Annotated in this window: 16 protein-coding genes; 1 reads left to right on the forward strand and 15 read right to left on the reverse strand. The window is 61.1% G+C overall.

What is annotated here, in order from left to right; translation table 11 throughout:
* The first annotated feature begins 73 nt into the window (after positions 1 to 73).
* Complete coding sequence (locus ACLEJQ_RS03580; protein WP_440792250.1) at positions 74 to 1,015, forward strand: transcriptional regulator GcvA; 942 nt, start codon at positions 74 to 76, stop codon at positions 1,013 to 1,015.
* Here the strand turns inward: ACLEJQ_RS03580 and ACLEJQ_RS03585 are convergent.
* From ACLEJQ_RS03585 to ACLEJQ_RS03655, 15 genes are all read right to left on the reverse strand, one after another.
* Complete coding sequence (locus ACLEJQ_RS03585; RefSeq protein WP_440792252.1) at positions 1,007 to 2,215, reverse strand: multidrug effflux MFS transporter; 1,209 nt, start codon at positions 2,213 to 2,215, stop codon at positions 1,007 to 1,009. The two genes, ACLEJQ_RS03580 and ACLEJQ_RS03585, sit on opposite strands and share 9 nt — an antisense overlap.
* A 212-nt stretch (positions 2,216 to 2,427) precedes the next feature.
* Positions 2,428 to 3,300, reverse strand: coding sequence for a DUF6282 family protein (locus tag ACLEJQ_RS03590; RefSeq protein ID WP_440792254.1), 873 nt, complete (start codon positions 3,298 to 3,300; stop codon positions 2,428 to 2,430).
* Positions 3,297 to 4,073 carry an alpha/beta hydrolase gene (locus ACLEJQ_RS03595; protein WP_440792256.1) on the reverse strand — a complete coding sequence of 259 codons (777 nt, stop codon included), beginning with the start codon at positions 4,071 to 4,073 and terminating at the stop codon, positions 3,297 to 3,299. Before ACLEJQ_RS03595 ends, ACLEJQ_RS03590 begins: the two co-directional genes overlap by 4 nt.
* A gap of 14 nt (positions 4,074 to 4,087) precedes the next feature.
* Positions 4,088 to 5,077, reverse strand: coding sequence for an NAD(P)H-dependent flavin oxidoreductase (locus ACLEJQ_RS03600; RefSeq protein WP_440792257.1), 990 nt, complete (start codon positions 5,075 to 5,077; stop codon positions 4,088 to 4,090).
* Positions 5,078 to 5,140: 63 nt separating this feature from the next.
* Complete coding sequence (locus ACLEJQ_RS03605; RefSeq protein ID WP_440792259.1) at positions 5,141 to 5,509, reverse strand: antibiotic biosynthesis monooxygenase family protein; 369 nt, start codon at positions 5,507 to 5,509, stop codon at positions 5,141 to 5,143.
* Positions 5,510 to 5,535: 26 nt separating this feature from the next.
* Positions 5,536 to 6,096, reverse strand: coding sequence for a flavin reductase family protein (locus ACLEJQ_RS03610; protein ID WP_440792261.1), 561 nt, complete (start codon positions 6,094 to 6,096; stop codon positions 5,536 to 5,538).
* On the reverse strand, positions 6,093 to 7,262 hold the full coding sequence (locus ACLEJQ_RS03615; protein ID WP_440792263.1) for an LLM class flavin-dependent oxidoreductase: 1,170 nt from the start codon (positions 7,260 to 7,262) through the stop codon (positions 6,093 to 6,095). Before ACLEJQ_RS03615 ends, ACLEJQ_RS03610 begins: the two co-directional genes overlap by 4 nt.
* A gap of 41 nt (positions 7,263 to 7,303) precedes the next feature.
* Positions 7,304 to 8,008 (reverse strand): RraA family protein, encoded by a 705-nt coding sequence (locus ACLEJQ_RS03620; RefSeq protein ID WP_440792265.1) that lies wholly within the window; start codon positions 8,006 to 8,008, stop codon positions 7,304 to 7,306.
* Entirely contained in the window at positions 8,005 to 9,216 is a 1,212-nt protein-coding gene (locus ACLEJQ_RS03625; protein ID WP_440792267.1) for an isocitrate/isopropylmalate dehydrogenase family protein, read from the reverse strand. The genes ACLEJQ_RS03620 and ACLEJQ_RS03625 overlap by 4 nt, the downstream gene beginning before the upstream one ends.
* Entirely contained in the window at positions 9,216 to 10,238 is a 1,023-nt protein-coding gene (locus ACLEJQ_RS03630) for an aldolase catalytic domain-containing protein (protein WP_440792269.1), read from the reverse strand. Before ACLEJQ_RS03630 ends, ACLEJQ_RS03625 begins: the two co-directional genes overlap by 1 nt.
* A gap of 325 nt (positions 10,239 to 10,563) precedes the next feature.
* Positions 10,564 to 11,484 carry a LysR family transcriptional regulator gene (locus ACLEJQ_RS03635; RefSeq protein WP_440792271.1) on the reverse strand — a complete coding sequence of 307 codons (921 nt, stop codon included), beginning with the start codon at positions 11,482 to 11,484 and terminating at the stop codon, positions 10,564 to 10,566.
* Positions 11,485 to 11,574: 90 nt separating this feature from the next.
* The gene (locus ACLEJQ_RS03640) at positions 11,575 to 12,765 is read right to left on the reverse strand and encodes an MFS transporter (RefSeq protein WP_440792273.1); all 1,191 of its coding nucleotides are present in this window, start codon (positions 12,763 to 12,765) and stop codon (positions 11,575 to 11,577) included.
* The gene (locus ACLEJQ_RS03645) at positions 12,762 to 13,763 is read right to left on the reverse strand and encodes a zinc-dependent alcohol dehydrogenase family protein (RefSeq protein WP_440792275.1); all 1,002 of its coding nucleotides are present in this window, start codon (positions 13,761 to 13,763) and stop codon (positions 12,762 to 12,764) included. The genes ACLEJQ_RS03640 and ACLEJQ_RS03645 overlap by 4 nt, the downstream gene beginning before the upstream one ends.
* Before the next feature lie 80 nt (positions 13,764 to 13,843).
* Positions 13,844 to 17,017 carry an efflux RND transporter permease subunit gene (locus ACLEJQ_RS03650; RefSeq protein WP_440792277.1) on the reverse strand — a complete coding sequence of 1,058 codons (3,174 nt, stop codon included), beginning with the start codon at positions 17,015 to 17,017 and terminating at the stop codon, positions 13,844 to 13,846.
* Positions 17,017 to 18,183, reverse strand: coding sequence for an efflux RND transporter periplasmic adaptor subunit (locus tag ACLEJQ_RS03655; protein ID WP_440792279.1), 1,167 nt, complete (start codon positions 18,181 to 18,183; stop codon positions 17,017 to 17,019). The genes ACLEJQ_RS03650 and ACLEJQ_RS03655 overlap by 1 nt, the downstream gene beginning before the upstream one ends.
* Between the last annotated feature and the right edge of the window lie 12 nt (positions 18,184 to 18,195).

The raw sequence follows: 18,195 nt of genomic DNA on the forward strand, positions 1-18,195 counted from the left end.
GCGCCGGTGCCTTTCGCAAAGGACATTTCGGGTGCTACGGTATGACAGAATCTCATGAGCGTCCCAGGCCCCGATGACCGTCAGAATTCCTTCCCTCAATGGCTTGAAAGCGTTCGAGTCCGCAGCCCGGCATATGAGTTTCACCCAGGCCGCACAAGAGCTGAACGTCACTCAGACCGCGATCAGCCACCAGATCAGACGGCTCGAAGACGAACTCGGCGTTCACCTGTTCCTGCGGGCCAAGGACGGTTTGAGCCTGACCCAGGAAGGGCAGGCCTATTTGCCGGGGGTACGCTCGGCCTTCAACGCGCTGCGGCATTCGACCGAAAGCTTGTTGGGACGCCGTGTGAAGCGCACGTTGACGATCAGCACTTTGGTTTCCCTCGCCTCCAAATGGCTGTTGCCCAGGCTGGGGTCGTTTCAAGAGGCGTTTGCGGATATCGACGTACGCGTCACGGCCTCTACCGAGTTGGCGGACTTTCGCAAGGCCGGCATCGATGCCGCCATTCGTTACGGTCGTGGTGACTGGCCGGGGTTGCGTGCCGACCGGCTGATGTCCGATGAAATATTCCCGGTGTGCAGCCCGCGCTTACTGGACGGCTGCGACCCGTTGCAAACGCCGGCTGACCTGGCCCGCCACAAATTGTTGCAGGTCAGCGGGATGACGGCTGATGACTGGAGCCTGTGGCTGGACGCAGCGGGCCAACCGCAGGCGTTGGCCGAGGGCTCGCGCCTGACCTTCGATCTGGCGATGATGGCGGTCCAGGCGGCGATCGATGGCTTGGGCGTCTGCATCGGGCGCTCGACTTACGTCGATGAAGACCTGAAGGCGGGCAGGTTGGTGGTGCCTTTCGATTTAAAGCTGAAGTCCGATCTGGGCTTCTATCTGGTGACGCCGCTTGAGCATGCCGGCTCGCGCAGCGTGGAGGCCTTCCGGATCTGGTTAATGGAACAGGTAGACACCACACCTCCTTTGGGAGCCGAGCTTGCTCGCCATGGCGGTGGGTCAGCCTGAACGACCTCGTAGAAGAAACAAGACCATCGCCACCAGGCAAGCGATCAATTGAATACCGCCCAGCGTTGTGACCGGTGCAAAGGTCAGCACCGAAGCCAGCCAGGTGGTCAGTGCGGCCGCCCCCATGGAGATAAAACCGAGCAGCGCGGAAGCCATTCCGGCCTCTTTACCGAATGGCCCCATGGCGATTGCCGTGCCGAGCGGGTTCGCCAGCCCCATGCCCCACAGGAAGGTGACCATCGAAATGGCGTACCAGCCAAGGCTCGGATCGGCCGACCCGGCGAGCAGCAGGCCACCACCGGCCATGGCGCAGGCGATGCCCAGGATCGTGATGGCGCCGGCACCGTGGCGGTGGGCCAGGCGCGGCGCGGCCATCCCGGCGGCGAACACGACAAATACCGTCGAAGCAAAATAGAGACCGGTCTGTAACGAAGTCAGACCGATTCCTTTCATCAGGATGGCGGGCGCGGCGGCGAACGAGGCGAACAGCCCGCTCAGCAACAGGCTCATCGACAGAGCCGGCAGAATGAAGCGACGGTCTCGCGCCAATCTGGCATAGGCGAGTACTACGCTTGTGGCCGAATGCGGCGCCCGGCGATCAGCCGGATGGGTCTCACCCAGCCCCCGGACATAAAAAAATGCCAGCACCACCGCGGCCAGTCCCACGAGGATGAAGATCGCTCGCCAGCCCAGCGTGACGGACAGCAGGCTGCCCGCCAGGGGAGAAAACCCCGGTGCGGCGGCGGTGGCGATCATGGTCAGCGACAAGGCCCGAGCCAGGGCCTCGCCTTCAAACAGGTCCCGGGCAATCGCGCGTGACAGCACCGAAGCCGCGCACACGCCCAGGGCCTGGACGACGCGTCCTGCGATCAGCACCTCAAGGCTGGTGGCGAGTCCTCCGATCACCGTACCGACCACAAAAATCGCCAGCCCGCCCAGCACCAGCTTCTGGCGTCCATAGCGATCAGCGAGCGGCCCGACGATCAACTGGCCCAAGGCGAAGGTGATGAAGTAGCTGGACAGTGTCAGGCCCATTTCGCGAGCACTCACCCCCAAGGCTTCGCCGATGAGCGGAAAGGCGGGGAGGATGATGTTGGTGGAGAGCATGCCGATCGCCGCCAGGCCCGCGAGCAACGCGACGATTCGCCCGGTCAGTGGCTGGACGGCTTGGGCCTGGGTGTTAGCAACGGCTGTGGTCATGGATTCGCACCTTTGGAATTCCCCGGCACGGCGGCCTTGCTTCAGGGTGGCCGGTGGTCTGGGGCCGGCAGGGCTGCCGAGATATGACGAATGTAATATTTTGAGAGAAATATGATGGTCATCATGTAATTCGTCAAGTTCAATATTCAGTGATCGCGTCGCCAGTGAAGGCGGCGCGGGAAATACTCAATCATCCGGGAAGAGGGAGCCGCTCACTGCGGCTCCAGTTGCAACAGCTGACGTGCATTGCCTTGCGTGACTTCAAGTACTCGCTGGGCGCCCAACGCCATGCGTTCGAACCACAGCAAGCTGTCCACCTGCCATTGTTCAATATCAGGTTGGGAGGTCTGGCCCAGGTCGGAACTGTAGAGCGCCCTGGGTACGCTGCGCAGAACCTGAGTAAAGTCTTCCCACGGTTGATAGCCGAGCAAGTAGGTCAGGGCGGTCTGTTCGGTGTAAACCATCGGAGCTTGGGCCAGTTCCAGCAGGGCATTGGCATCCAGACCGGTCAGCGGGTTGGCCGGCTGGTTGAGCATCAGCCTCGGCACATCCAGTTGTACCGCAGCGTCGATCAACAGACGCACTTCATGAGCATCGGCATGGCCTGTCGAAATGACGATGGGATAGTCCCTGGCCATTCGCAACACATCCAGCGTCCGTGGGCTCAAGCGCCCGTCCTGGCTGACAGTAAGGGGCGCGATAGGGTATTTGTCCAGGATCCAGTGACCGCTGCTGCGTTTGAGACGCGACTGATGAGTGCGACCCGTCACGGTCGGCAGGTGGACGATCAGCCTGGCGTCGCTGTCCGCGTGATGACACAGCGAGCGCTGCACGACCCTGAAATCAATGCCGCCGGCAATTTCGTTCAGCACCACCGAGCCGGAAACGGGAAGCCCCTCCTGACGGGCCTCCCACGCCTGGGATGCGGTGCACCCCAGATGATTTTTCAGCACCACCCAACCGTTCACCGCAGCATAGCGGCGGCCGGTCTCCATGACGCCATGGCGCCGCAGGTAGGCGTCGGGACCGGCATGGTAATGCACGTCAATGAAGTCGGCCTCCAGCAGCCTGGGCGTGTGGTTCATGCGGCGGCCTCCAGGGCAATGCCCAGGCGGTCGCGCACGTTTCGAAGCACCATTGCCGGCGCGTCGACCAGCGGGCGCATGCCTCCGTCGGGTATGGGGAGCCGGTAGTGGCGAGCCCGCTCGTTTATGTGGACGTTGATGCCACGTACCAGTTGGGATTGTTCTCCATAGACAGTCAACAGCGCACCGCTGAAGCCATGGCTGGCCTGCCTCAGATCGAGACGGTTGAGCAGTCGGAATCCCAGGTGCAATCGCCTGGCCTGGCTGGCAGCGCTGGCCTGGTCGACTTCGATCGGTGCGCAAGGGCGTATGCGGGTGGCCGGCTGGACCAGTTGATCCAGTAAATGCAAGGCTTGCTCGACGTCCCCCAGCAATGCCAGGTCAGCCATTTTTCCCAATCGACCATCCAGGATCCCGTCGGCCAGGGCGGGTGATGAAAGCAGCAGCACTTTGTCGACGCGTGCACCGAGGGCTTTGCCGAGCAACGCCTGAACCACCGCCCCCCCCAACGCCGAGCCTACGAGCAGATCGATCTGGCCCAAGGGCAGTAACACTTGCTGCCAGCGTTGCGAAAAAGCCTCCAGCGTCTCACCTTCCTGGGCCAACAATGACAGCGTGTCGAACACAATCACTCGGAAGCCGGCCTTCACCAAAGGGTCGATCATGGGTTGGAAGAATTGGCCGTCATCCCACACGGGCATGACGGGGGACATGACGACCGCCAGTTGCTCGCCGGTACCCCACTGGCGGCTGATAGCATTGGATGCGTGCATAGCGATTGGCTCCATCAAGCGATTTTGTCGAGGGCCAGCAGCCGCTGGCTGTTGCGCAGGATCTGCGTGGTTTCGCGAAGGAGGTCCTCGACGATCTGGCGTGCCGGCTTGATATTGCCCACCAGGTCGAGCACTTCACCCGCCCAGATGGCCCGGTTGTCCAGGTCGTCCGCGAGCACCGCCTTGGCGTAGTCCTGGCGTACAGCGTCGGGCGCGTCCCTGAGCGCTTCGTCGCGACCCAGCCATGCCTGCGAGAAACGGTTGGCAATGGCGCGGCCACTGTAGTGCTCAGGCCACTCGATACCGCGTACCAGATCGAAAATCCGGGTACGCACGGTATCCGCTGTGCCGGATTCGATCAGACGTTTCTTGAACGCTGCCGAAGGTAAGGCTTCGTCCGACGCCAGGAACCGCGTGCCGAGCATCACCCCGTCCGCGCCCAGGATCATTGCGGCTGCCATGCCGCGACCATCAGCGATGCCGCCGGCGGCTATCAGCGGTATTTTTTCACCCACCCGATCCTGCACGGCGGGCAGCAACGGCATCAGGCCACGGCGCAGACTGTGCCCGCCGGCCTCGGCGCCTTGTACGATCAACGCGTCGGCCCCGGCATCGAGGGCGGCGCTGGCTTGATCCAGTTCATGGATCTGCACGATGGCTTTCGCACCGGCCCGATGAATGATCGGGATGAATGTCCGTGGATCGCCAAAGGACAGGGCGACGACGCGTGGCCCGTATTCCAGCGCCAAGTCCAGCAGTGCCATGTTCCGAGCCACGGTGAACATCACCAGGCCGACGCCCCACGGCTGTTTCAGGTCGCGCATGGGGGCCAGCTCGGTGCGCATCCATTGCTCGTCGCCGTAGCTCGCGCCGACCAGTCCCAACCCGCCCGCTTTCGATACCGCGCCCGCCAGTTTCGCGCCCGAGGCACCGCCCATGGGGGCCAGTACGACCGGGTGCAGAATATTCAAACTCTGTGTGAGACGCGTGTTGAGGTCAGCCATATCGATACTCCTGTATTCGTGCTGGAGGGCCGGCCAGGGCCCGCCAGCATCGGCGTTTTACACTCAGTCGGCGATGAGCGTTGCGGTCAGTGCCTGGGGAATGAAATCGCTCACCTGGTACAGGTGAAACTCCCAGGTGCCGGTTTCCTTGAGGCCCGAATACCGGGACATGAACGCTTCATCATGAAACAGCGAGTCAAAGGCATCCTTGCTGCTCCACTGTGCCTGGTTGATGACGGTTTTCCCGTCGAGACTCTTGAACAGGCGGCTCCACTGGAAGGCCGGGTAGGTTCGGGCCACGTACTGGACGGTATCGCGCAGTACGGCGAGCGCCGCATCCTGTTGGCCGGGGTTCACATGGACCACATTGACGAGAAAAATGGCCTGCTCTTCGCCGGGTTGCGGTGTCGGGAATTGTTCGATCTGAGTCATGAGCATCTCCTGGGTCATTGTGCGAATCATTGCGTCAGCCGGGTGGAAATCGCCGGACTGCCGTTTTCCCAAAGCAATGGATTGATAGGTTCGGCGAACTGGACCGCTTCGACGCGACCGATGATTACGTCATGGCTGCCATAGTCGATGCGCTTGTCCAGGGTGCAGATCAGGCTCGATTGCGCATCGGCCAGGCAGGGCAAGCCCTGGATGTCCTCCCATTGCCCATGGGCGAAACGTTCGGGCCCTTTGACCTGTCCCGCGAAGACCGGCACCAGGTCGCTATGGACGGCACTCAACAGGTTCACGCTGAAGCGTCCGGTCAGCGTGAGCGGGCCATGGAGGCTGGCGGAGCGATTGACGCAGATCAGCAGCGCCGGTGGCGTGGTGCTCACCGATACCACCGCCGTCGCGACCATGCCCACCGGGGCATCTCCATCGCGGCTGGCGATGATTGCAACGCTTGAAGTCAGCCTGCGCATGGCATTTTTAAACTGGTCTGCAAGCTCGACGGATTCGACATCGAGAGGCGCCGTCAGGGCCGTGACTTTGGCCGTGGAGCCCAGGGCTTGAGAATATCCGTTCATGCCACGGCCTCCATGATCCTGCCCGGGTTATGGGGAGCCCGTTGTCCTGCCTGCTCCATCAACGGCAAGACTTGCTTGACGAAACGCTTGAGTCCGCTCTGGTAGTCCAGCCAGGTCAGGTTGATGCCGTCCACGCCCAGGTCGGACCAGCGCTGCATCTGCTCGACGATCATTTCCGAGGTGCCTACCAGCGGCACTCCGGCAAATCCCGCCTTGAAGTGGAAGCGGAAGCGTTCGGCATCGGCGGCATCGTTGAACATCCCGCTCTGTACACCGATTTCGCGGGTCACATTATCCAGCGCGGCATCATCGCCATGCTGGTTCACGTAGTAATCGAGCTGCTTGTGGGCCTGCTCCAAAGTGTCCTCGTGTACCACATAGGCATACACCCAGATTTGCAGTTCACGGCCATGCTCCAGGCGAGCCAGGTCGCGGTAGGCATTGATCTGTGCGCGGATGGTGTCGTCATTGTCTTCGTGCTTGAGAATCAGGAATGCGGCGTCGCAATGCTTGGCGCAGAACTGCCGGCCCCGTGGCGAACCCCCGGCATTCATCAGGAACGGTCTGTTGATCGGCTTGGGTTCGGAGTAGCCCTGTTTGACGTTGAAGAACTCACCCTCATAGTCGAAATAGCCGTTGGCTTGCCAGGCCGACTTTGCAATGTCGATCCATTCATCGGCATGGTCATAGCGCTTGTCGTGGTCACGCTGGTGACCGTTGAACATGCCCATCTCCTGGCCGAACCAGCCGCAAATCATGTTCAGTCCGAAACGGCCGCCGCTGATATGGTCGATGGTGGCCGCCTGCTTGGCGGCGAACAGTGGATGGACAGTCGACAGGTGCGAAGTGGTGAACAGGGCGATCTGGTCGGTGACCGAAGCCAGGGCCGCCGCCCAGGTGTAGGTTTCGTAGGACACGCCCATCGGATTGCTGGCGCCTTCCCAGCCGCGCCACCGCCCCACAGGCAGCAGCAGCTCCAGGCCGGCACGGTCGGCCAGGGTGGCGATTGCCAGGTTGCTTTGCCAGTCGGCCGCGCGATGTCGCTCCGGGACGGTGGTGAGTGTGCAGCCGCCTTCGATGTTGAAGCCGAAGACGCCGAGTTTGATTTTGTTCTTGCTCTCGCGCACCGGGTTGGGCTTGCGAACGGACACGTTTGCAGTGGTCATGTCGTGAGTACTCTTTTCAAATGAATGGAATGAATTGCAACTCAAGCGTTGGCCTGCTTTTCCCGAGCCGACAGCCACGGCTGGTCGTAGCGGTGCAGGGCGCGGGCCTGTTCCAGGGTGCAGCCGGCGTTCACGCTCTGGATGATGTCCCGCTCCGTCTGCTCCACTGCCTGGGCACGCTGGATGACCTGTTCGGCCTTGTCAGCGGGTATCGTCAGGCATCCGCTGCTGTCGCAGACCACCAGGTCACCCGGGGAAACCGTGACGCCACCGATCTGTACGGGAACCTGAGTGGCCTTGAGCTGCACCCGGTTTTTTGCCGACTGCATGAAGCGCGCCCGGCTGAACAACGGGTAGTTGAGACGCTGGACCGTATCGATATCCCGGGCGGCGCCGTCGATTAGCGTGCCGCGGATCCGCTTGCTGACCGCCACATGGGTGAGGATGTCCCCCCAGGTTGTGCAGTCGGTGCGCCCGGGATTGCTGGAGACAATGACGGCATCGGGCGGTACGTCATCGATGTAATTGGCGGCGGTCTTGAAGCCGTTCCGCTCCTGCACCGGCTCGTACAGCACCGTGTAGGCAAAGCCCACGCAGCGTGTTCCGGGGACCTGCTGGTTGATGCCCGCCAGGCCACCGGCCAGGCCCAGGCTGTCGAGAGCGTCGGACAGGCTGGCCGTGTCGAGCGCTTCACAGGCTTTGAGCAGTGTGTTGTCGGGCGCAGCGGTTGAGGTGATCGCCTTCATGCGTGAGTTCCTTTTTCCAGGGCCGGCTTTTCCAGGGCATGCTGTTGCAGGGCATGGTTCTGCTGCAGGTGGTCTGTCGCTGTGCCAGACCGTGCGGCCCACTCCAGGGTTTGGCGAATGATGGCCGCGGCCACCTCAAAGGTGCCGGCCGTCCCGCCCAGGTCATAGGTGCGGCAATCGCTACGGGCGACCTGGCTGACGGCTTTGCGAGTCGCCTGGGCGGCTTGCGCATGTCCCAGGTGTTCGAGCATCAGTGCCACCGACAGGAACATCGCGCTCGGGTTGGCTTTGCGCTGGCCGGCATAAGCCGGAGCGCTGCCATGCACCGGTTCGAAGTAGGCGCCCTGGGCGCCGATGTTGGCACTGGGCGCCAGGCCCAGCCCGCCCATGACCCCCGCACCGAGGTCTGAAAGAATGTCACCGAACATGTTCTCGGCCACGATCACGCCGAAACGCTCTGGGCGTCGAACCATCCACAACGCGACGGCGTCGACGTTATCGATGTTGCATTGGATATCGGGGAAGTCCGCTGCGACCGACTCGAGGATTTCCCGCGCAAAGGCGCCGCTGTAACGCAGCACGTTGGGTTTGTCGGCCAGCGTAACGCGCTCGTAGCCTTGCTGGCGCGCATGCTCGAAGGCAAACCGGAACAGCCGCTCAAGCCCTGCGCGGGTTTGCAGGCGGACGGTCATGGTCGCGTCCGCCAACCCCTGCCGCGACCATGGCGCTCCCTGGCGTTCGCGCTCGGCCAGTATCGGCTCGAAGGCCTGTGGAATGCTGGCGAAGTCCAGCCCCGCATAGAGTCCTTCAGTGTTCTCGCGGATCACTGAAAACCGATAGCGGTTATCGCCCAGTACATCCGTGACCGGACGCACGTTGGCAAATAACCCGAGCTTTTGTCGAAGTTGAATTACCGGCGAAACATAAACCAGGCCAGTGCCTCTTAGTGTCGGCACAAGTTCGGCTTCCGCTTCGCGCAGAGGTTTGCTGGTAATGGCGCCCAACAAGGTTGCGTTACTTTCGCCGATCAGTTTCCAGGTGGTATCTGGAATGCAGTTGCCTTGGCTTTTCCAGCAGCTCCAGCCGATCTCTCCAAACTTGAGGTCAATAGGAAGTTTGAGCGCGTCGAATAGAGGTAAGACCGCTTCAGTGACTTCGACACCAATGCCATCTCCCGCCAATACACATATTTGTTGGCGCTTGTTCATCACAGGCTTCCTCCACTTACCAGCGATGGTGCATGGGGCGTCGTCAATCGCTTGATCGGTTTTTCGGGCTTGCGACTGAACTGTTCATGCAGTATTTGCAAAGCATGGAAAGTTGACGCCGGGCTGTGCGCCTCGATGATTTCATCAAGGCGCTTTTGCACGTCGAACGGCATGTTGTAGGTGCCCATCATGACGTCCGTCAGCGATAGGGGAAGGCTGCTGGCCGGTACGTTGTCGGCGGTGAGCTGAGACAGATGCAAGGCGCTGACCAGGTCATAGTCGTTACGAATGCCTGCCCGGTGCAGGTAAGCGACAAACACGCCCAGGTGTAGGTTACCGGCGCCCTTGCCCATGCCACAGATGGAAGCGTCGATGTACTCGGCCCCCGCATCCATGGCGGCAATGGAGTTGGAAAGGGCCAGAGACAGGTTGTTGTGAGCATGGAAACCCAGGGGAATGAGGACCCGGCTGGAGATTCGTGTGATCAACCGGTCGACATCGGCCGGGATCATGTTGCCATTGGAGTCGGCGAACACCAGCAGGTCGGCACCGGCATTTTCGGCTCGCAGGCTCATGTCGGAAATCTCCCCGGGCCCCAGGGTGGTGACATGCGTGATATTGGCGCTGACCTGAAAGCCGTAGGCCTTGGCCAGCGCCACCGTCGCCAGGCCGTCTTCCAGGCGGTCACGACGCAGGCAGACCCGGATCATCGAGACTGCGTGCTCACGCAAAAGCTCGAAATCGCTGGCATCTACATTGTGTGGATGCACCATGACGCACAGATCGATTCGATCCCCCGCGGCGTCATGCAGCGCCTTCAGGTAATGCGCATCAACGGCGCTCGTCAGCCCGTGCTCCTGTTTGCGCAGGAAGGAACCGTTACGGTATCCGATCTCGCAATAGGGGATGCCGGCGTCAATCATTTGTGAAATTGCAGACTGGGCATAATCAACCGTGAAGTTGAAGTTGTTACGGTACCCACCGTCCCGAAGCGTGACATCGATAATCTTAATCTGGCTCATGAATACAGTCCCTTTATCATGTTTCGAAGGCACGCAAGTGTGCCGCTTTTACTTCGAATAACAGAGGCAACCAAGAATAGTAATGTCTAGCGCAGCCGAGTACGTGAAACGATACTGTCATCAGGGACAGCGTTTTTTCTCGTAAAGGCAGAGGGATTATTATTATAAGGATATTACAGATGCGGACTTTTCTACGGGTCATGGTGTTAGAGCGAAGACTCGCTCGCCTGACCTTGTTTGATATTGGCTAATAGCCTACAAATTGTAAACGGGTTGTTTTTACCGGCAGATGTTAAAAAATTCACCAGTCACGTTACGTGCGGGTTTATCGATGCTGCTGGGCAAAACAATTAATCAAAAAGTCCATCATTGCGCGGATCCCGGGTGCGTTTCGCATGTCGCGGTGAACCACCAGCCACAACTCGGCGCGCAAGGGCTGTTCTTCAATTTCGACCCTGATCAGCCCGCTCTGAGCGTCGGCCATGAACACCGGCAGCAATGCGACGCCTGCACCGGCCTTGGCCGCCTCGGCCTGCACATCAAATGATTTCACCCTCAGCACCACTGGCCGTTGCCCGGCGACATTTTCCAGCCAGATGCGCTGTTGGGAGAGTTCCTGTTCATCGTCGTGAGCAATGAACTCATAGGCCGACGCGGCACGATCCTTCAGGTAGGCGTCGGCACCGAAAAAGCCAAAATCCAGAGTGCCGATTTTACGGATGACCAGGTCGGTCTCGGTCGGTCGTCCGACGCTGATCGCAATGTCGGCTTCACGCCTGGCCATGGAGGCCATCCGTGGGTTGGACAAGATGCGCACGTTGACGTCCGGGCACTGTTCACGTAGCCGGCCGAGATGGGGTGCGATGAAATGCGTGGTCAGGTGAGGTGGGGCACTGAGGGTGATATCCGCCACCCGGTCGGTGCGGATCGCGCAGACGGCACGACTGAGGGCGCAGGCGTTTTCCTGCATGCGGTTGCCCAGCTGGGCGATACGCTCGCCGTTTTCGGTCAGTTCGTATCGGTGGCTGCGGCGGTCCACCAGGCGTATTTTCAGTGCGGTTTCAAGGGCTGCTATCCGGCGGGAGACCGTGGCGTGCTCGACATTCAACGAGCGCGCTGCAGCGGCCAGGGAGCGTATCCTCGCGAACGCGATGAAATAGCGCAGGTTTTCCCAGTCGAACTGGGTACTATCCACGGGGAACTCGACAGATTTCGTGTCTGCAAATGACGTGCTGCTAAGATCCATATAGTCACTCCGTCCAGGGGTCTTTACCGATAGAAACTCCGTTGTATCCGAGAAAGACCGTGGCGTTGCCACGGCCTCCGATTATCCACTCTAGTGCAAAACTGCCTGGGGTTCTGGCTCAAGATCCGATTGTCGGCTGCCGTAGACGACCACCTTGGTGACAATCATCGCGGCCGCCAATGCGCAGAAGATCAGCCCGCTGACGATCGTTCCTGCCATTCCCATGCGCTCCAGGAACCATCCGCCGGCCGTAGCGCCGAGCGTTACGCCCAGGTTGATGAATGAGATATACAGTCCGGTGACGAACTCCGGAGCTTCCGGAGCCTCGGATGTCAGCCAGACTTGCGTCACGATCAGGCCACTGGTGTGAGTGGCCCCCCAGAGAACCACGATCAATACCATCGGCAGGATGTCCGGGCTGGCGAAGAAGTGCAGGATCAGATACGCCGCGCCCAGCATGATGGGATGCATCAGCGTGGTGCCTACCTTGTTCCTGGATAGCAACCGACCCGCCAGCAGGTTACCGGCGACACCCCCCACGCCGAACAGGATCAACATGACACTGATCACCTCGCCACTCATGCCGGCTTCGCGCGAGAGGTATTCGGCACTGTAGGAGTACACCGAAAACATCGCGCCGAAGATCAGCGTGGAGGCGGCGATGTTGAGCCACAGCGTGGGCTTGCGCAGGATCGCCAATTGTTCACCGTAGGGTGTCCGCTGTCCGGCGAAGGTGTCGGGCAGACGGGCGATGATGCCCAGGCCGGCGATCACGTTGACCGCCGTGCAGAACAGGAAGGCCGCCTCGTAGGAAAAGCGTGCGGCGATCCAAGTGGTGATGGGTACACCCAGGACCATGCCCATGCTGGTGCCCACGAAAGCCTTGGCCGTGGCTTGCGTTGCCTGGTCCTTGGGGTAGAGAGAGATCGCCGCGACGAACGCCAGCGAGAAATACACCGGATGGAAGAATGCCGGGATGATCCGCAGGATCGCCAGTGTTTCATAGTTGGGCGCGTAGGCTGACAGCGCGCTGCTGCCCGCAAAGATGAACAGCGAAACGGTCAGGATCCGCTTACGGTTGTAGCGCGAGAGCAGCAGAACCATGAACGGCCCGAACAACGCAATGATCAGGGCAAACAACCCCACCAGGTAGCCGGCTTGTGATGCGCTGACGCTGTAGCGTTCGATGATCACCGGCAGGATGCCGACCACTCCGAACTCGATGGTATAGACGCCGAATAGTCCCAGCGCGATGAAAAACAGCGGATTGAACATTTTCATGGCCGGTCCTCCAGGCTGACGATGACCTTGCCAAACTGCTCGCCTGCCTCCAGGTACTGATGGGCCTGGACGATGTCTTCGAAAGCGAATGTCCTGGCGATTATCGGGGACAGGCTGCCGTCTTCCAGGCCGCTTGAGACATACGCCTTGCCCTCGGCGAACAGTGCCGGGTCATTGACGATTTCATGCAGCAGGTAACCTCGCAGCGTGAGACTCTTTCCCAGCACCGTGAACAACGGGAAGGGCGAGGGTTCGCTGCTCAGGGCTCCGTATTCGATGATGATCCCGCCGCGACGCGTGGCCTCTGCCAACTGTTCGATGGTCGGGCCGCCAACGGGGTCGAACACCACCTTGACGCCGTTACCGGACGTGATTTGCGCTACGCGCGTTACCAGCTTTTCTTCGTCGCTGACGATCACATGGGCGGCGCCGGCGGCCAACAGTTTGCGCACCTTTTGCTCGCCACGTGTCACCGCGATGGGAATGGCTCCGACCCGGTTGGCAATCTGGATGGCCGCCAGGCCGACACTGCTGGAGGCGGCGGTTACGAGCAGGAAGTCCCCTGCGGCCAGACGGGCGACAGGCAACAGGGCGCCCCATGCAGTCAAGTATTGCATCCAGACGCCTGCGGCCTGTTCCATGCTGAGGCTGTCGGGATGCCTGACCAGCATGGCCGCCGGCACGACGGCCTGTTCGGCGTAGGTACCCCACTGGGCGATGCTCGAAGGCGGTACGAGACTGACTTGATCGCCGACCTGAAAGTCGCGTACCGCCTCACCCACCACTTCAATCACCCCGGCTGCTTCATAACCCAACCGGCTCGGGAAGATGGCCTGTTCCAGGTATTGACCGCGACGGAACATCGATTCGGCACGATTGAGCCCGATGGCCCGCACGCGGATGCGCACTTCGTCAGGTCCTGGTTGAGCCGCAGGTAGATCTTCGATCCGTAGAACCGCCGGATCCCCATATTCATAGAAGCGAACGACGCGTGTCATGGCATTTCTCACAAAAAGGGTAGGTAAGACCGCAGTCTAGAGGCGCGCTCAATGTAGAAAAACGCGCTGTAGTTCCGGTGTTAACGGATATATGTGTCCGCAATGGGCAGCGCATGCCGCAGAGTCAGCCGGCGACCGAGGCTGCGTACGAGCATGTAGAAGAGCGGGGTGAAGAGCAGTCCGAACAAGGTCACCCCCAGCATCCCGAAAAACACCGCCACGCCCATCGCCTGGCGCATCTCAGCCCCCGCTCCGGTGGAGACCACCAGGGGAACCACGCCCATGACGAACGCGATCGAGGTCATCAGGATCGGACGCAACCGCAGCTTGCTGGCCTCCCAGGCGGCTGTCAGTGGGTCATGACCCTGATGTTCGAGATCCCTGGCGAACTCGACGATCAGAATCGCATTCTTCGACGCCAGGCCCACCAGCACCATCAGGCCGATCTGGGTGAAGATATTGTTGTCGCCGCCTGTCAGCCAGACGCCTGCCAACGCCGAGAGCACACCCATCGGCACGATCAGAATCACCGCCAGAGGCAGTAAAAGGCTTTCATACAACGCCGCCAGTACCAGAAACACCAGCAAGGTACTCACGGCCAATACCCAGACGGTCGCGTCACCTGCCAGGCGCTGTTGGTAGGTCAGCTCAGTCCACTCCATGCGCACACCCTGGGGCAGGGTCTGCCGGGCGATGCGCTCGATGGCGGCCTCTGCCTGGCCTGAGGAATAGCCAGGGGCGGGGGCACCGTTGACGTCTGCCGCAGTGAACGCGTTGTAATGCACCACCATCTCCGGCCCGTAGCTCGGGTTCACCGACAGCAGCGTGGAGAGTGGGACCATGTCACCGTAGGTATTGCGGACCTTGAAGCGCATGATGTCTTCGGAGTTGGCCCTGAACTGTGCGTCGGCCTGCGCGCGGACCTGGTAGACACGACCGAACAGATTGAAGTCGTTGACGTACAGGGAGCCCAGGTAGATCTGCAGAGTCTCGAAGATTTCCGTCACCGAGACACCGAGTCGCTTGGCTTTGACCCGGTCCAGATCGACGTCCAGCTGCGGCACGTTGATTTGATAACTGGAGAACAGCGGCCCCAGTTCCGGTGCCTTGGCGGCTTCGGCCATGAACGCCTTGACCGCCGTATCGAGGGCCACATAGCCGACGCTTGCGCGGTCCTCGATCTGCAGTTTGAAACCACCAAGCGTCCCCAGCCCCAGGACCGGCGGAGGAGGGAATACCGCCGTGAAGGATTGGCTGATGCCACGGAATTGCGTGTTGAGGTCGGCGGCAATCTGATTGGCCCCGAGGGCTTTGCCAGGGCGCTCGTCGAACGGCTTGAGAATCACGAAGATGATGCCTGAGCTGGAGGAGTTCATCAGGCCGTTGACTGACATTCCCGGAAACTCGAGGGTATGGGCGACACCTGGATGCTTGAGGGCGATGTCGTTCATCTGCTGGATGATCTGCTCGGTGCGATCCAGCGAGGCCCCCGCAGGCAGTTGAGCGAAACCGACCAGAAACTCCTTGTCCTGGGCCGGCACGAACCCGGTCGGCAGGCTATGGCTGAGCCAGGCGCATGCGCCAAGCAGTACGCCAAACAGCACGAGTGTCCTGCCTTTGTGGGCCAGGACGCTCTGCACGCCAGCGCCATAGCGCTCCTCGGCCTGGCGTGAGCGGCGGTTGAACCCGTTGAAAAATCTTCCCAGCACCTTGTCGATCCCACGCTCCAGTACATCCTTGGGCGCACCGCGTGGTTTGAGCAGCAGGGCGCAGAGCGCCGGCGACAAGGTCAGTGAATTGAACGCCGAAATCACCGTGGAGATGGCAATGGTCAGGGCGAACTGGCGATAGAAGCCGCCGGAGAGACCGGGCATGAACGCCAACGGGATGAACACGCAGACCAGCGTGAGGGTGATGGCGATGATCGGCTTGCTGACCTCGGCCATTGCCTTGTGGGTCGCCTGTTGCGGTGACAGTCCCTGGGCGATGTTACGTTCAACGTTCTCCACCACCACGATGGCATCGTCGACCACGATGCCGATTGCCAGCACCAGCCCGAACAACGACAAGGCATTGATGGAGAAACCGAACGCCAGCAGGAACGCGAGTGTCCCCACGATCGATATCGGCACCGCCAGCAGCGGAATCACCGAGGCCCGCCAGGTTTGCAGGAACACGATGACCACCAGCACGACCAGCACGATGGCTTCGAACAGGGTGCTGATGACGGCCTGGATGCTTGAGCGAACGAATTGGGTCGGATCGAAAACGATCTTGTAGTCGACCCCGGTCGGCATATCGACCTTGGCCTGGGCCATGATTTCACGGGCTTGCCTGGAAATATCCAGCGCATTGCCACCGGCCATCTGGAACACCCCGAAGCCCACCGCAGGCTGTCCGTCCACCAGCGAGCGAAGGGCATAGGTCGAGGCTGCCAGTTCGATGCGGGCGACATCGCGCAGGTACGTCACGCCCCCATCAGGCACCGTCTTGATGACAATATCGCCGAACTCCTGCTCGGTCTTCAGCCGGCCCTGGGCATTGACCGAAAGCTGCAGCGAGACCCCGGCCTGCATGGGCGATGCGCCGATGACACCCGCTGCAACCTGGATGTTCTGCTCACGGATCGCCTCGACCACTTCACCGGCGGTGAGCCCACGCTGGACCACTTTGTCGGGGTCGATCCAGACACGCATGGCATAGTCGCCACCACCCCAGATCCGCACCTCGCCCACGCCGGGGATGCGTTCGAGCTGGCTTTTGATGTTGAGGATGCCGTAGTTGCGCAGGTAATTGGCGTCGTATTCGTTATTGGGCGATACGAGGTGGATCGCCAGGGTCTGGGTCGAGGAGGATTTGCTGGTGGTGACCCCCAGGCTCAGCACATCGGCCGGCAGTCGCGGCAGCGCTTCCGAGACGCGATTCTGCACCAGCTGCTGGGCTTTGTCCGGATCGGTGCCCAAGGCGAATGTCACATTGATCGCCAGTGTGCCATCGCTGTTGGCCTGCGACTGCATGTACAACATGCCTTCCACGCCATTGATGCGCTCCTCCAGCGGAGCAGCGACGCTTTCAGCCACGACCTTGGGATTGGCCCCGGGATACTGTGCATTCACCACGATCAGGGGCGGCACCACATCCGGGTATTCGGACACCGGCAGGCGCGCGAGCGAAAGCAGGCCTGCGAGCAATACCAGGGCGCTCAGGACGCCCGAGAAAATGGGGCGCTGGATGAAGAATCCGGAAATATTCATCATTGTTGCGCCTGTGGTTGTGACGGCGCCGGTACTGGCGCGACCTGGGTGCCCGGCATTGCCAGGTGCAGCCCACTGATAACCACCTGTTCCTGGGGCTCGAGCCCCTGGTCAATGACGCGCAACGCGCCCTGGCGGATGCCAGGCTTGACTTGCCGATACTGGACGCGGCCCTCGGCGTCCACCACCAGCACATATTTCTTGTCTTGATCGGTGCCGATGGCGCTGTCTTCCACCAGCGTGGCGGGGCGGCTGGCGCTGCCTTGCAGCAGAACCCGTGCAAACAGCCCCGGACGCAATTCCCCGTTGCTGTTATCAAAACTGGCCCTGACCCGAATGGTGGCCGATCGGGTGTCCAGCCGGTTGTCCAGTGAAGTCAGGGTCCCCTGGCGGGGATAACCCTCTTCATGGGCCAGGCCCAACATGACCTGCACCGGGTCGCCGGCCGGGCGGTTTCCCAGATAGCGCAGGAACGTTTGCTCATCCACATCGAAGTCAGCGTAGATCGGGGAGATCGATACCAGATTCGTCAGGGCCGTCGAGCGCTCTCCGACATCGACAATATTTCCCGGCGTCACCTCGACGCGTGAGGCCCGGCCATCGAATGGCGCCAGGATACGGGTGTGTTCCAGATCGAGCCGGGCCAGCTCGACCCGTGCCTGGGCTTCGTTGACTCGCGCCTGGGCCTCATTGGCGCTCTGTACGCGCTTGTCGAGGTCGGTTTTGGCGATGGCGTTGCTGGTTATCAGGTGCTCATAGCGCTCCAGCTCTTTCTGGGCGAACAGGCTCATGGATCGGGCGGCCACCAGCGCGGCCTGGGCTTGTTGCAGAGTCGCCGCGTAAGGACGCGGGTCAATCTGGAACATCAGGTCGCCTTTGCGCAGCAGTGCTCCATCCTTGAAATGCACGCTCATCAGCGTGCCCGCCACCAAAGGCTTGATGACCACGGTATCGGTTGCAACCAGCCGACCGGTGTAGCTTTGCCAGTCGACCACATCGCGCTTGAGCGCTGGCATGACTTGCACCTGGGGCAATGGGGCGGGCTCGGTCCTGGCCTGGACGGCAGGCGAGCGCACGCTGATTGCGAATCCCGCGAGTGCCGTCAGTGCGATCACGCCAAGCGCCCACGCCGGTACGCCGGACAATCTTTGAATAAACGATGACATGGTAAGAATCCC

Origin of the sequence: Pseudomonas sp. SMV71 (assembly GCF_052042015.1) — a bacterium.
Taxonomy (GTDB): domain Bacteria; phylum Pseudomonadota; class Gammaproteobacteria; order Pseudomonadales; family Pseudomonadaceae; genus Aquipseudomonas.

Excerpts from the sequence above, each read along its gene's own strand:
- ACLEJQ_RS03640 (WP_440792273.1), bottom strand. The coding sequence starts at position 12,765 with ATGAAAATGTTCAATCCGCTGTTTTTCATCGCGCTGGGACTATTCGGC.
- ACLEJQ_RS03580 (WP_440792250.1), top strand. The coding sequence starts at position 74 with ATGACCGTCAGAATTCCTTCCCTCAATGGCTTGAAAGCGTTCGAGTCC.
- ACLEJQ_RS03605 (WP_440792259.1), bottom strand. The coding sequence starts at position 5,509 with ATGACTCAGATCGAACAATTCCCGACACCGCAACCCGGCGAAGAGCAG.
- ACLEJQ_RS03595 (WP_440792256.1), bottom strand. The coding sequence starts at position 4,073 with ATGCACGCATCCAATGCTATCAGCCGCCAGTGGGGTACCGGCGAGCAA.
- ACLEJQ_RS03635 (WP_440792271.1), bottom strand. The coding sequence starts at position 11,484 with ATGGATCTTAGCAGCACGTCATTTGCAGACACGAAATCTGTCGAGTTC.
- ACLEJQ_RS03625 (WP_440792267.1), bottom strand. The coding sequence starts at position 9,216 with ATGAACAAGCGCCAACAAATATGTGTATTGGCGGGAGATGGCATTGGT.
- ACLEJQ_RS03655 (WP_440792279.1), bottom strand. The coding sequence starts at position 18,183 with ATGTCATCGTTTATTCAAAGATTGTCCGGCGTACCGGCGTGGGCGCTT.
- ACLEJQ_RS03620 (WP_440792265.1), bottom strand. The coding sequence starts at position 8,008 with ATGAAGGCGATCACCTCAACCGCTGCGCCCGACAACACACTGCTCAAA.
- ACLEJQ_RS03615 (WP_440792263.1), bottom strand. The coding sequence starts at position 7,262 with ATGACCACTGCAAACGTGTCCGTTCGCAAGCCCAACCCGGTGCGCGAG.
- ACLEJQ_RS03650 (WP_440792277.1), bottom strand. The coding sequence starts at position 17,017 with ATGAATATTTCCGGATTCTTCATCCAGCGCCCCATTTTCTCGGGCGTC.
- ACLEJQ_RS03610 (WP_440792261.1), bottom strand. The coding sequence starts at position 6,096 with ATGAACGGATATTCTCAAGCCCTGGGCTCCACGGCCAAAGTCACGGCC.
- ACLEJQ_RS03645 (WP_440792275.1), bottom strand. The coding sequence starts at position 13,763 with ATGACACGCGTCGTTCGCTTCTATGAATATGGGGATCCGGCGGTTCTA.
- ACLEJQ_RS03600 (WP_440792257.1), bottom strand. The coding sequence starts at position 5,077 with ATGGCTGACCTCAACACGCGTCTCACACAGAGTTTGAATATTCTGCAC.
- ACLEJQ_RS03590 (WP_440792254.1), bottom strand. The coding sequence starts at position 3,300 with ATGAACCACACGCCCAGGCTGCTGGAGGCCGACTTCATTGACGTGCAT.
- ACLEJQ_RS03630 (WP_440792269.1), bottom strand. The coding sequence starts at position 10,238 with ATGAGCCAGATTAAGATTATCGATGTCACGCTTCGGGACGGTGGGTAC.
- ACLEJQ_RS03585 (WP_440792252.1), bottom strand. The coding sequence starts at position 2,215 with ATGACCACAGCCGTTGCTAACACCCAGGCCCAAGCCGTCCAGCCACTG.